This is a genomic window from Bradyrhizobium sp. G127, from assembly GCF_021502575.1.
Taxonomy (GTDB): Bacteria; Pseudomonadota; Alphaproteobacteria; order Rhizobiales; family Xanthobacteraceae; genus Afipia.
The window spans coordinates 2,155,312-2,168,735 of record NZ_JAKFGN010000001.1 but is presented as its reverse complement, the minus strand read 5'-3'; the positions used below and the strand labels follow the sequence as shown (position 1 = coordinate 2,168,735).

The following is a 13,424-nucleotide window of genomic DNA, read 5'->3' as shown; positions in this document are numbered from 1 at the left end:
TAGCTTACCCGACGAACTTCGCTTGGGCAGAACTGATTACCGACGTAATCCTCAGCGCGATCGCCAGGTTCACCACCCGAATAGGAAGGGTGCTGCTACGAAAAGGAGATGGCGCACTTCGCTGGCAGGGCGAGCAATGTCATTCTGCAGCAGAGCGAAGTTCGGCGCGGTCTACACGCACTGCGCAGAACTTGAACTCAGGAATCTTGCCGAACGGATCAAGCGCGGGATTGGTGAGCAGATTCGCGGCCGCCTCCGCGTAACAGAACGGCATGAAAACCATGTTCTCCGGCACGTCCCGGTCTGAGCGAACCTTGACTTCGATCGCGCCGCGGCGGGTTTCCAACCGAATAACATCGCCGGGCCATACCTTGAGACGCCGCATATCCTTCGGGGACATGAAAGCAACTGCTTCAGGTTCAATGTTGTCGAGCACCTCAGACCGGCGCGTCATTGAGCCTGTGTGCCAGTGTTCGAGAACACGACCAGTCGAAAGCACCATCGGGTATTCATCGTCAGGAATCTCGTCCGGCGCCGTAACGCGGGCGGGTACGATCTTGCCTCGGCCGCTTTCAGTGGGAAAACAGGTGGTGAAAATGATCTCGTTGCCTGGCTTGAATGGATCATCGACCGGATAAGTCACTGCCCCTTCCCGCTCCAAGCGCTCCCACGTGATATTCTTCAGCGAGGGCATCACATACGTCATCTCGGTGAAGACATCCGCGGGGCCAGCGTAATTCCAGTCGAGCCCCATTCGTTTGGCAATTTCCTGAATAATCCAAAGATCCTGACGGGCATCACCCGGCGGCTTGACTACCTGACGTGCGATCTGCACACGCCGATCGGTATTTGTGAACGAGCCTTCCTTTTCAGCGAATGCGGAGGCTGGCAGGATCACGTCGGCGTGGAACGCGGTTTCAGTCACGAAGAGATCCTGGACCACCAGGTGCTCAAGCATGGCGAGAGCCTGGCGGGCATGCTGCAAATCAGGGTCAGACATCGCAGGGTTTTCTCCCTCGATGTACATGCCGGTAATCTCGCCGGCATGGACCGCGTTCATGATCTCGACGACCGTCAATCCGCGAACCGGATCGATTTCCTGGTGCCAGAGATTTTCGAACGGTTTGCGAAGATCCGTGCGCCCGACCGGCTGATAATCGGGCAGAAACATCGGAATGAGACCCGCATCCGATGCCCCTTGCACGTTGTTCTGTCCGCGCAGCGGGTGAAGGCCCGTTCCGGGACGTCCGATCTGTCCTGTGGTTAACGCCAGTGCGATAAGGCAGCGCGCGTTGTCTGTTCCATGGACGTGCTGGCTGATACCCATACCCCAGAAGATGATCGAGGATTTTGCCTTCGCATATATGCGGGCGACTTCTTTCAGAGTCTCGGCCGGAATGCCGCAGATCTGTTCCATCTTCTCTGGCGGAAATTCTTTGATCTTTTCCTTGAGATCGTCAAATCCCTCGGTGTAACCGGCGATATATTGCGCGTCGGTCAATCCCTCGGTGATGATCGTGTGCAGCATTGCGTTCAGCATCGCGACATCGCTGCCCGGCTTGAACTGAAGATGCATGGTAGCGTGACGCGACAGTGTCTGCCGGCGCGGATCCATCACGATCAGCTTCGCGCCTTTCTTCACCGCATTCTTGATGAAGGTCGCAGCGACGGGATGATTGACAGTCGGATTTGCCCCGATGACAATAATAACTTCCGCATCCGCTGCTGCCGCGAACGGCGCCGACACCGCGCCGGAGTTCAGACCTTCCATCAAGGCTGCAACCGACGACGCGTGACACAGCCGCGTACAGTGATCGACGTTGTTCGAGCCGAATCCGGTGCGTACCAGCTTCTGAAACAGATAGGCTTCCTCGTTCGAGCCCTTTGCCGATCCGAAGCCGGCAAGCGCCTTGACACCCTTAGTATCGCGAATTTTCGCAAGACCATTCGCGGCAATATCGAGAGCTTCTTCCCATGACGCCTCGCGAAAATGCGTGAATGGATTGGCCGGATCGACCTGATCGCTGGCATCCTTCTTGGCATTCGGCAATCGCACCAGCGGCTTTATGATCCGGTGAGGATGATGAATATAGTCGAAACCGAATCGGCCTTTCACGCAGAGGCGATTGTGGTTCGCGGGACCGTCGCGCCCCTCGGCGTAGACGATCTTCTCTTCCTTAATCTGATACGTCACCTGACAACCGACGCCGCAGAATGGACAAAGTGAATCTACTGTCTTGTCCGGATAGACCGCGCGCGTCTGATTGGCATCGAGGTATGCGGACGGCATCAGCGCGCCGGTCGGACACGCCTGCACGCATTCCCCACATGCGACGCAGGTGGACTCGCCCATCGGATCGTCGAAGTCGAACACGATTTTGGCGTCATGGTTGCGGTACGCCATGCCGATGACGTCGTTGACCTGTACTTCACGGCAGGCGCGCACGCAAAGTCCGCATTGAATGCAGGCATCGAGATTGACGCTCATGGCAGGATGGCTGCTATCACCCTGCCAGCGCTCGTTTGCCGGAAAGCGGCTTTCAGTGACATTGATCTTGTCAGCCCAGTTCCAGAACTTGGAATCGGGATCGTGCGACGTCGCGCGCGCAGGTTGGTCGGCGACGAGCAGTTCCATCACCATCTTGCGGGCGGAGACGGCCCGGGCGCTCGCGGACTTCACCTTCATGCCGACATTCGGCATGCGCTTGCAGGAAGCGGCTAGCACGCGCTCGCCTTCAATCTCAACCATACAGGCGCGGCAATTGCCATCGGCTCGGTAATCCGGCTTCGGCAAGTAACAAAGATGCGGAATTTCGGTGCCTTCACGCTTAGCGATCTGCCAGATCGACTCGCCCGGCTGCGCCTCAACCATCTTCCCGTCGAGCTCGAATTGAATCTTGGTCATTCTGCGGCCTCCTTGGGCGCGAATTCCTCAGGGAAGTATTTGATAACCGTGGTCAGCGGGTTCGAAGCTGCCTGCCCCAGACCGCAAATCGATGCATCACGCATCGCCTGACTCAATTCGTCGAGCAGGTCGCGGTTCCAGTTTCGTTGCTGCATCAGTACCGCAGCCTTTTGCGTTCCGACGCGGCATGGCGTGCATTGGCCGCAGCTCTCGTCTTCGAAGAAGCGCATTAGATTTAGCGCGGCATCTTTGACCTCGTCCTTGTCAGACAGGACGACAACTGCCGCGGAGCCGATAAAGCAGCCGTATTTTTCCAGGGTACCGAAATCAAGAGGGATGTTGTCCATCGATGCCGGCAGAATGCCGCCCGAGGCACCACCCGGCAGATAGGCGTGGAACGTATGCCCTTCAGCCATTCCACCGCAGAACTCGTCGATCAGTTCACGCACCGTGACACCGGCCGGGGCGAGTTTCACGCCGGGATTTCTCACGCGACCGGAGACCGAGTAGCTGCGCAGGCCCTGACGTTCATTGCGGCCGTGCGACTTCCACCAGTCCGCTCCCTTTTCAACGATGTCACGCACCCAGAACAATGTCTCGACATTGTTGATCAATGTCGGCAATCCGAACAAGCCAACCTGAAACGGATATGGCGGCTTGTGCCGGGGAAGCCCGCGCTTGCCTTCGATGCTCTCGAGCAATGCGGATTCTTCGCCGCAGATGTACGCCCCCGCACCGCGGCGCAAATGCAGCGCCGGCCCACCCGGCGGCAGCTTGGCGATCTCTCGTTCGATGATCTCGCGCGACGCCGGATATTCATCGCGCAGGTAGATGTAGACATCGGGCGCTTCGACGACATGGGCACCGATCAGCATGCCTTCGATGAAACGATGTGGATCGGTTTCGAGATAGTAGCGATCCTTGAACGTCCCCGGCTCGCCTTCGTCACCATTGATCGCCATCAGGCGCGGACCGGGTTCCCCCAGCACGGCACGCCACTTGCGGCCCGTGGGGAAACCTGCGCCGCCGAGGCCGCGCAGCGACGCATCGTCGAGCGCCTTCAGCAGATCTTCCTTGGTCATCGCACCGGAACGCAACTTCGTAAGCAGCGCGTAGCCACCGTTGGCCACATAGGAATCGTAGTCGGCGTACTTCGGCAGATGCACGTGCGTATCACCGCCGTTCGCCGCGGCCAGAACGTTCTCAACACTTGCGTGATCGACGAAGTTATGTCCGACCTCCGCAGCGGGTGCCGTATCGCAACGGCCAACGCAGGGCGCGCGCACGACGCGGACCCCCGGTCCGGCACTCTTCTGCAACTCACTTAACAGAGTTTCCGCGCCGAGCATGGCGCAGGTAAGAGAATCGCAAACCCTGATGGTCAGCGGAGGAAGGTCCAGCTGGCCCTCTTTGACCACGTCGAAATGCGCGTAAAAGGTCGCGGTTTCAAACACCTCTGCGAAGGCCAGCTTCATCGAGTCGGCCAGCGCCGCGAGATGAGCCGCTGAAATCTGGTTGTACTTGTCCTGAATAAGGTGGAGGTGCTCAATCAGCAAATCGCGCCACCGGGGACGGTCGCCAAGCAAAAATTCAATCTCTTCAGCCGCTTGCGGATCGATCTGCCTGCCTTTCGGCGTCGATTTTGCGCGCCGGCGACCCTCGCCCGGATGTTCGAACGGCTGAACTTTTTGGACGCTATGGCTCATTCAAATGTCTCATTCCCGGTGCTTCGAGCTACGATAGCTTCTGGCATTTAGTATGCCAAGAATTATTCCAATGTCTTAGCTCAGAACAACCGACTGCCGCGGCTCCTAGCAATATGAAACGGAGTTCCGATAGAGGATCGCCAGCTGCGGCTCAAACGGGGTGCCGGACGCCACAGCGGCTAGCGAATGCCGGGCTTGTCCCGGTTCAGATTCTTGGCGGCGAGATCGTCGAGATAATTTTGAAAGCGCCGTTCAGCATTGGTCCCGAGATCATGCAGAAAGGTCCAAGAGTAGATTCCGGAATTGTGCATGTCGTCGAAATTGATCCGCACCGCGTAGTTTCCGACAGGATCGACAGATAAAATTGCGACGTTGCGCTTGCCGCCGACGGTCTTCCGCTCTGCCTCAGAATGGCCCTGCACCTCAGCCGAGGGGCTGGTGACACGAAGCATCTCTGCGGACAGAGTGAAACTCGCATTGTCATCGAACACGATGGTCAGCGAACGTCTGTCTTTCGCAAGCCGGATTTCAATTGGCCAGATCGCGGGGCCGCTCAAGCGGGTGCTCCATCCGTCTTTTCGATCATGAACACGATGCGCTTATCGGAGCGTTCAATGATTTCGACGTGATCTCCGGTCTCGCGGATCAGGTTCGGGATGTCGATGACGGACAGCGGGTCCGTGCAATGCACCTCCAGCCGGTCGCCTGCGGTCAACGTCTTGAGCGCCTTGCGTGTCTTCAGCACCGGAAGCGGGCATTTAAGCCCCGTCAGATCGAGTTTAGTCATGGCCATGCCTCTCAATGGCGGAGGCTCTGTGCAACGTCAATGGCATCCCTCGTGGCGTCTTTTGCAGCGCATCATCGACGGTCTTTTGGAACGCGCATACGTGCGACTAAAGCGCGACACTGGATAGCTTGCCTTGCCCTGTTCCAACGCCCATAAAATGTAACAGGAACAGATGATCTGGGGGAATGCCATGAGGGTTTTTGTTGTCGCACTGGTCTTCGCCGGGCTCTCGGCCGTTGCGGTGTCCATGCTGCTCAATAAATTCCAGGAGCCTGGCTACGTCGCGTTCTCGACGAGTGGAGCTCGCGTCGGCGATCCCGGCCATAATCTGATCGGACCGAGCTGATCTGCGTTAGAGCAGAACCGAATAGTCCAGAAATCCCACCATCTGGCCCGGCTTGACCGTGGCCACCTCCTCGCCGAGTTCCACCAATCCGTCGGTATCGACCAGCGACGAGAGGAGGCCAGCACCCTCACGCGGAAACTTCACCGCCTCCAGGATGCCCTCACCGCCCTCACGCAAACTGACCCTGACATACTCGCGGCGGCCGATCTTCTTCGCGTAACTGAAGGCGGCGCGCACAGGCATCGGCACCGGCCTTCTCTGAGCGGTACCGGTCAGCGCCAGGACAGTCGGACGGACGACGTAGGCGAAAGTGACAAAACTTGCCACAGGATTGCCGGGCAACCCGATAAACGGCGTGCCGCCAATGATGCCCATTGCGACGGGACGGCCGGGCTTGATCGCCATACGCCAGAGCACCAAGGTGCCGACGCTCTCGACCGCTGCCTTGACATGATCCTCCTCGCCGGTGGAAACGCCGCCCGATGTCAGAATGAGATCGTGATGGGCGGCAGCATCCATCAGCGCCAGCGCGAGTGATGTGCGATCGTCGCGCAAAATACCGAGATCACGAACCTCGCATCCGAGACGCTTCAGCATTGCCGTGAGCATGAAGCGATTGGAATCGAACAGTTGTGCCGCCCCGCGTGGCGTGCCGGGCGACACCACCTCATTGCCTGTCGAAAATACGGCAACGTGCAACCGGCGCTTCGCCCTGATCCGGGTCAGTCCCAGCGCCGCAATCAGCGCGATGTCCTGCGGCCGCAACTGCCGCCCTGCGAGTAGCGCGGAATGACCTTCCGGAATGTCCTCGCCCGCGGGCCGAACATTGGCGCCAGTCTTGAGACCCGGCGGCAGCACGACCTTGCCCGTCTCATCCGTCCTCACATCTTCCTGCATGAAGACGGTATCCGCGTCGACAGGCATCGGTGCGCCGGTGAAAATCCGGATCGCTTCACCCGGAGCAATCGCCGTCGAACTCAATGATCCTGCCTGAACACGGCCCGACACTGGAAACGCCTGCTCCGTCTCGCGCGGCAAGTCGGCGCTCCGCACCGCATATCCGTCAACGGCCGAGTTGGTAAATGGCGGCAACGCGAGCGGCGCCCTCACATCGGACGCTAGAACGCGGCCATCGGCCTCGGCAAGGTCCACCCATTCGGTCTCAGTCACGGCGCTGACGCGGGCTGCTATGGTGGCCACGGCCTCGTCGACCGACATCATCGGCCCACCGAACGCAAAACAGTCATCCGAAAGCTGCGCCATTGCAGTCAGGCTCCTGCGGCCTCATGCGCAAGGACGTCCTCGATCCTCACCGCTAACGCGCTTATCATTTGTGCGATAGCCGGGATGTCGTCGAGATACGCAAAGGGCAACGCGGTTTCAACCGGAATATCGGCCGTCACACCGATGATGGTTGAATCATTCGGAAACATCAGCGGCTTGCCATTCGCGGCGCGATGGACTTCGATCTTGGGATGCGGATTAGCCTTGAACCCCTCAACGATCAGGATATCGACCCGCGACATCTTCAGCAGCAACTCGGCGAATGGCGGCTCCGGCGCCCCCCGCAATTCGTGCATCAAGGCCCAGCGGCGTCCCGAGGAAACCAGAACCTCGGTGGCTCCGGCTTGCCGATGTAGCCAGGAATCCTTACCGGGAACATCGACATCGAAATTACTGTGGGCATGCTTCATCGTAGACACAAGCAGGCCCTTGGCGGTCAGATGCGGAATAAGGCGGGCAAGCAGCGTCGTCTTTCCTGCCCCGCTCCATCCCGAGAGACCTATCACCCTCATGTCGCGCTCCGAAACTCAAAGGGACTGTCCAGCCATGCTGGACAGTCCCCTTTATAGGGATATGCGTCTGGTCGAAAGCTTCAATTATTCTGCGGGCATGGCCCGCGGATTGCCGGCAGGCACATGACCCTTGGCCTGCTCCTCCGCGACCCAGAGCGCGTGATGCTCCTTGGCCCAGTTAATATCTACTTCTCCGGTCCCCATCGCATCAAAGGCCCCTTCCATACCGATCGAGCCGATGTAGATGTGGGCGAGCATTGCCGCGATAAAGAGCATAGCAATCACAGCGTGGATGACCGTCCAGAACTGCAGAGCCGTAACATTGGCCGGGATATAGGGAAACAACAGGAACCAGCCGGACAGGGACATCAGAAAGCCGCCGATCATCACGATCCAGAAGATACCCTTCTGACCTGCATTGAAGCGCTTGGCCGGCGGATGTTCGCCGTGCTTCAGAAGGCCGCCGCCCTTCCTGATCCATACGAGATCGAGCTTCCCGGGAATGTTATCCTTGACCCAGATCAGGAACATAATCACGAGGCCCAGCATGAACGGGAACGCGAGGTAGTTGTGCGCCATCTTCCCCCACGCGGTCAGCGTAGAGAATGATTGCGCGCCAAAAATCGGCAGGATCAGTGCGCGTCCGAAACTGATGTTAAGCCCCGACAGCGCGAGCAGGATGAAACAACTCGCTGTCAACCAATGCGTAAACCGCTCGAAGCTGGCGAAGCGGAGAATCTTGGCGCCGGACAAACCCTGCTCGACCCGAATGCGGCCTCTTATCATCAGGAAGATAGCGAGCAGCGCAAGCATTCCGATGATGACGACACCACCAATGATAGGGAGCTTGCTGCGCTGAAAATCACGCCAGTCTTTTCCCGCGGGCTGGATCAGGCTCGACGCCATCGGATCCGGAATCGTGATCCGGCCCGTGATCTTGTCACCTTCCTTGAGCGCCTTAAGAAGCTGATCTTCATGCACGGCATCGGCGGTGGGTTTAAAGGACAGCTGCGCGAATGCCGGTTGTGCGACAAACAATAGCGCAATGACGGCACATACAGCCCTAAGGGTTGAGAGCGAGATCGACATCGGCACGACCTTCCAGTTTCCATTCAAGAATGACACGAGCATGCTGTCGAAGACCGCGAGCGGCTCCCGACGCTCGCTTAGCCGGTCGGTGAATCGCTGTAGGCCGTCTTCCAGCCCCACATGCCCGAACCGTAACCACGCTTCATCACTCGCTCCTTGTAGATTTCGGCGATGATGGCGCCGTCACCTGCAAGCAGCGATTTTGTCGAACACATCTCGGCGCAGATCGGCAGCTTGCCTTCGGCAAGACGGTTAGCGCCGTACTTGGCATACTCGGCCGGCGTGGAGTCCGCTTCCGGACCGCCCGCGCAATAGGTGCATTTGTCCATCTTGCCGCGCGAACCAAAATTTCCGACCTTTGGATACTGAGGCGCACCGAACGGACACGCATAGAAGCAATATCCGCAACCGATACAGAGATCCTTCGAATGAAGAACAACGCCGTCTGCCGTGGTGTAGAAACAAGACACCGGGCAAACCGCCGCGCACGGCGCATCCGTACAGTGCATGCAGGCCATCGACACCGAGCGTTCGCCGGGTTTGCCGTCATTGATCGTGACGACGCGGCGGCGATTGATGCCCCACGGCACTTCATGTTCGTTCTTGCAGGCCGTCACACAGGCGTTGCACTCAATGCAACGGTCGGCATCACAAAGAAATTTGACGCGAGCCATCTCTATTCTCCCCTCACGCCGTCTGGATCTGGCAGAGGGTGACTTTACCCTCGTGCATACCTGTGACCGGATCGTAGCCATAGGACGTGATCGTGTTCACGCTTTCGCCAAGCACGATCGGATCGGCCCCCTTCGGATAGTTGCCGCGCTGATCGACACCCTGGAACCAGCCCGCGAAATGGAAGGGCATAAACGCCACGCCCTTGCCCACGCGATCTGTGACAAGCGCCTTGACCCGCGCCTTCGAGCCGTTTTCCGGGCCGGTCACCCACACCCAGCCGCCATCCTTGATGCCGCGCTCGGCGGCGTCGGACGTATTGACCTCGACGAACATGTCCTGCTGCAATTCGGCAAGCCATCGGTTCGAACGTGTTTCTTCGCCGCCGCCCTCGTATTCAACCAGACGGCCGGAGGTCAGGATGATCGGGAATTGCTTCGCAAGCCCCTTGTCCACCGCCGCCTTCTGAATCGAGAAGCCGAGATTGGCCATGCGGAACTGACGTCCGTCTGGACGGGTCGGATACTTGGAGACCAGTTCCGGACGCGCCGTGTAAATCGGCTCACGATGAACCGGGACGGGATCCGGAAGATTCCACGCCACCGCGCGCGCCTTGCCGTTGCCGTAAGCCATCACACCATGCTCCAGCGTGACCCGGATGATGCCGCCGGACAGATCGACCGCCCAGCCAACACCGTCAGGATTGTTGCCACCAATCTTGTTGATGGTGGCGAGTTCAGCTTCGGTGAGATCCTTGTCCCAGCCGAGCTTCTTCAACACGCCATAGGTAAACTCCGGATAGCCGTCGGTCAGTTCAGAGCCCTTGCTGTAGGAGCCTTCCGCCAGAAGATTGACGTTCTTCACCGAACCGTCCGGCTGCTTCTCTTCGTACACAACACCGAAGCGCGCGCGGAATGTGCCGCCGCCGTCCTTGGCATGAAGATTGGTGTTGTATAGCGTATGCGTTCCCGGATGTTTGATCTGCGGCGTGCCCCAGCACGGCCATGGCAGGCCGTAGTAGTCGCCGCCAATCTCCGGCTCGTCGGCCTTCGCACGCAGTGTCACCAGGTCGAACTTGCCCTGGTTCTTCATGTGCGTCTTCAGGCGCTCCGGCGACTGGCCTGAATAGCCCGTCGAGAAGCCACCGCGATTGATCTCTCGCAGCACGTCTTCCGGAACGGGACGATTGTTTTCCACCTTGATGTTCTTGAACATCGGCTCGGCGAAACCGAGCTTCGTGGCCATTCTGTAGATGATTTCGTAATCGTCCTTCGATTCGAAAATCGGCTTGACGATCTGCTCACCCCACTGAAGTGACCGGTTGGAGGCGGTGCGTGAACCAGATGTCTCGAATTGTGTGCAGGCAGGCAACAAATAGGTGCCATTCTTGCGGTCAGAGATCGCGGCAAACGTCGTCGGGTGCGGATCGGCGACCACCAACAGTTCGAGCTTCTCGATCCCCTTCACCATTTCGGTCATGCGCGGCACAGTGTTGCCACCGTGGCCCATGATGAACACGCCCTTCACGGTGTCGCGCTGATCGACATCGTCCGGGCTGGCAAGCGTCGCATCAAACCAGCGCGTCCACGGAATGCCCGGCAGTTCCATATTCTGCTTGCGCGTGCGGGCGGGACGACCGGCCTTCGCAGGCACCTCATCAAAACGCGATTGCAGATAATCGTAGTCGACCTCCCAGACGCGGGCCCAGTGCTTCCAGGCACCTTCGACCAGGCCGTAGTAGAGCGGCAGCGACGTAATATCGAGACCGATATCGGTTGCGCCCTGCACGTTGCAGTGGCCGCGGAAAATGTTGGCCCCGCCTCCGAACACGCCGACGTTGCCGGTGGCGAGAAGCAGGTTGCAATAGGCGCGAACGTTCGCGGTCCCGACAGTGTGCTGCGTACCGCCCATACACCAGATGAACGTGGCGGGCCGCACCTTCGCGAAGGTCTCGGCGACCTTCTTGACCTGTTCGCCGGGAATGCCGGTGACCCGCTCGACTTCCTCCGGCGTCCATTTCGCGACTTCGGCTCGGATCTGATCCATGCCGTAAACGCGTTGCGCAATGAATTCCTTGTCTTCCCAGCCGTTGGCGAAGATATGGTGCAGCATGCCCCATATCACCGCGATGTCGGTGCCGCTGCGGAACCGGACATACTCCGTCGCATGGGCGGCCGTGCGCGTGAACCGGGGGTCCAGAACGAACACGTTGGCGCGATTGATTTCCTTGCCGGTGAGAATGTGCTGCAACGACACCGGATGCGCTTCGGCCGCGTTCGATCCCATGAAGACAATCGTCTTCGAATTACGAATGTCGTTATAGGAGTTGGTCATGGCGCCGTAGCCCCATGTGTTGGCTACGCCGGCGACCGTCGTCGAGTGACAGATACGCGCCTGATGGTCGATCGAATTGGTGCCCCAAAACGCGGCGAACTTGCGGAACAGATAGCCGCCTTCGTTGGAAAATTTCGCCGACCCGAGAAGGTAGACGGAGTCCGCACCCGACTTGGCGCGGATCTCGAGCATCTTGTCGCCGATCTCATTGATCGCCTGATCCCAGGCGATCTTCTGCCACTCGCCATTGACCAGTTTCATCGGGTACTTCAGCCGGCGGTCGCCGTGTACCAGCTCGCGCACGGACGCGCCTTTGGCGCAGTGAGAACCGCGATTGATCGGGCTATCCCATGCCGGCTCCTGGCCAACCCAAACGCCGTTCTGAACTTCGGCGATGACCGTGCAGCCAACCGAGCAATGCGTACAGATGTTCTTTTTAACTTCGGTAGGCGCGCCGACAATCTTCGGACCGGCCTGCGCCTTGCGCACCGATCCAAGCGACGACAATCCGATAGCAGCCCCCGCACCCGCCACCAGACCCGAGCGGCGCAGGAATGTTCGTCGATCGAGAATGCCTGAAGCCAAGCCAGCCGCGATGCCTTGCAACCGCGCCCTGCCGGCCGATCCTTCTTTTCGCCTGATCAACATGTGCGTGCTTCCATCAGTAACGGTTGACGCGATAGTAATTTTTGACGTCCGGCGAATCCGCCTTGTAACGCGCCTTGACGCGCTCGGCCTGCGACTCGTCAGCTTCAGCCTCGCTGCTCGCGACCGGCACAATCGCGGCGGCAGCGACCGCCGATCCGCCCATCATGAAAAAGCGCCGGCGATCGAGGCCCTTAGCGTCCCGCACTTTGCTTTCGCCAGCGGGTGCCTTGCTCTTGGACGGCTTGCTCATCGCGATCTCCTTCCAGTCGATTCCGTTTTGCTGTCCGCATCACTCAGACAACGTGAAAGCCTCTGATTCCAGTTCGATAAACACGCGCCCGACACGGCCCACCGCACGGTAGAATTTGGCCGATTGCGACATCTCAAGATCGGCGAACATCCGCGCTGCCCAAGGCTTGAGGTGCCGTTCGAAAAATCTCGCCTGCGTGGCAAAGTCTGTATCGAACTCGCCGCGCGCGAGACCGGCCATAACTTCAAGCAGGGTCGCGATGTGATCTTCGGGCTCGCGTGACGGCCCCGCCCGCTCGATTCCGAGCAAATCGAAATCTTCACGAACACGCGCGAGCGGACGCTCGTGAAGGAAGCCGGTCAGGTAATACGACGCATAGGGCAGCAATTCGCCGCGTCCCAAACCGATGAACAGATCGAAGAATTCCCTGTTGACGTCGCGCCCATCCATCTCTGCCACTGAGGCGAGTTCAATATGGGCCAAGCCAAGATCCGAGGCATCGCCTTTGAACGTTGCAATCCGCGACAGCGTCTGCGCATCCGGCGCCTTGCCGAGCAGCAGGGAAAGCATGCCGTATTCGGCGGCGCGAAGCTGATCTATTTCGTCAATGTTGGATGATGCCACGTCAGCCCCCGCTGATCCGTAGAGATCGGGACGAAGGATGAAACGCGGAACGCGGGTCAGCGCCTCGATAGTCAGGACTCGTTCTGCTGGAATGTGCGACCACGCTGATACCGAAGGCTGCGAAATGCCAACGGCTCTCGCCAGTGACGCGACACCGCCTGCTGCTTTGATTGCCTGCTCTAAACCGGCGTCCCGCATGGTACGAACCGACTTCTCCCATCCGTGCCTTCAAACAAGGCATCTTGTTCGCTAGAACTGTTCTAGTTC

The 13,424-nt window shown here is 59.1% G+C and carries 12 protein-coding genes; 1 reads left to right on the top strand and 11 read right to left on the bottom strand.

Going from position 1 to position 13,424, the window contains the following annotated elements; translation table 11 throughout:
* Window positions 1-139 precede the first annotated feature (139 nt).
* The 4 genes from fdhF to LVY71_RS10210 form a co-directional block, all read right to left on the bottom strand.
* The gene (gene fdhF, locus LVY71_RS10225; RefSeq protein ID WP_235099679.1) at window positions 140-2,905 is read right to left on the bottom strand and encodes a formate dehydrogenase subunit alpha; all 2,766 of its coding nucleotides are present in this window, start codon (window positions 2,903-2,905) and stop codon (window positions 140-142) included.
* Window positions 2,902-4,611 (bottom strand): NADH-ubiquinone oxidoreductase-F iron-sulfur binding region domain-containing protein, encoded by a 1,710-nt coding sequence (locus LVY71_RS10220; RefSeq protein ID WP_235099678.1) that lies wholly within the window; start codon window positions 4,609-4,611, stop codon window positions 2,902-2,904. The genes fdhF and LVY71_RS10220 overlap by 4 nt, the downstream gene beginning before the upstream one ends.
* Window positions 4,612-4,790: 179 nt before the next feature.
* Window positions 4,791-5,168 (bottom strand): gamma-butyrobetaine hydroxylase family protein, encoded by a 378-nt coding sequence (locus LVY71_RS10215; RefSeq protein WP_235099677.1) that lies wholly within the window; start codon window positions 5,166-5,168, stop codon window positions 4,791-4,793.
* Window positions 5,165-5,404, bottom strand: coding sequence for a sulfurtransferase TusA family protein (locus tag LVY71_RS10210; protein ID WP_235099676.1), 240 nt, complete (start codon window positions 5,402-5,404; stop codon window positions 5,165-5,167). The genes LVY71_RS10215 and LVY71_RS10210 overlap by 4 nt, the downstream gene beginning before the upstream one ends.
* Window positions 5,405-5,588: 184 nt before the next feature.
* Here LVY71_RS10210 and LVY71_RS10205 point away from each other — a divergent pair, with 184 nt between their 5' ends.
* Window positions 5,589-5,744: a hypothetical protein gene (locus LVY71_RS10205; RefSeq protein ID WP_235099675.1), complete on the top strand. Its 156-nt coding sequence runs from the start codon at window positions 5,589-5,591 to the stop codon at window positions 5,742-5,744.
* Window positions 5,745-5,750: 6 nt separating this feature from the next.
* Here the strand turns inward: LVY71_RS10205 and LVY71_RS10200 are convergent, their stop codons facing one another.
* The 7 genes from LVY71_RS10200 to LVY71_RS10170 form a co-directional block, all read right to left on the bottom strand.
* On the bottom strand, window positions 5,751-7,007 hold the full coding sequence (locus tag LVY71_RS10200; protein WP_235099674.1) for a molybdopterin molybdotransferase MoeA: 1,257 nt from the start codon (window positions 7,005-7,007) through the stop codon (window positions 5,751-5,753).
* Between the two features lie 5 nt (window positions 7,008-7,012).
* On the bottom strand, window positions 7,013-7,540 hold the full coding sequence (gene mobB / locus LVY71_RS10195; RefSeq protein ID WP_235099673.1) for a molybdopterin-guanine dinucleotide biosynthesis protein B: 528 nt from the start codon (window positions 7,538-7,540) through the stop codon (window positions 7,013-7,015).
* An 84-nt stretch (window positions 7,541-7,624) separates the two neighbouring features.
* Window positions 7,625-8,629 carry a formate dehydrogenase subunit gamma gene (locus tag LVY71_RS10190; RefSeq protein WP_235100079.1) on the bottom strand — a complete coding sequence of 335 codons (1,005 nt, stop codon included), beginning with the start codon at window positions 8,627-8,629 and terminating at the stop codon, window positions 7,625-7,627.
* 77 nt (window positions 8,630-8,706) lie between these two features.
* On the bottom strand, window positions 8,707-9,303 hold the full coding sequence (fdh3B, locus tag LVY71_RS10185) for a formate dehydrogenase FDH3 subunit beta (protein WP_028348819.1): 597 nt from the start codon (window positions 9,301-9,303) through the stop codon (window positions 8,707-8,709).
* A 13-nt stretch (window positions 9,304-9,316) separates the two neighbouring features.
* Window positions 9,317-12,283 (bottom strand): formate dehydrogenase subunit alpha, encoded by a 2,967-nt coding sequence (locus LVY71_RS10180; RefSeq protein WP_235099672.1) that lies wholly within the window; start codon window positions 12,281-12,283, stop codon window positions 9,317-9,319.
* A 13-nt stretch (window positions 12,284-12,296) separates the two neighbouring features.
* Complete coding sequence (locus LVY71_RS10175; protein ID WP_235099671.1) at window positions 12,297-12,533, bottom strand: hypothetical protein; 237 nt, start codon at window positions 12,531-12,533, stop codon at window positions 12,297-12,299.
* Between the two features lie 39 nt (window positions 12,534-12,572).
* The gene (locus LVY71_RS10170) at window positions 12,573-13,355 is read right to left on the bottom strand and encodes a Cro/CI family transcriptional regulator (protein WP_235099670.1); all 783 of its coding nucleotides are present in this window, start codon (window positions 13,353-13,355) and stop codon (window positions 12,573-12,575) included.
* Window positions 13,356-13,424: the final 69 nt, after the last annotated feature.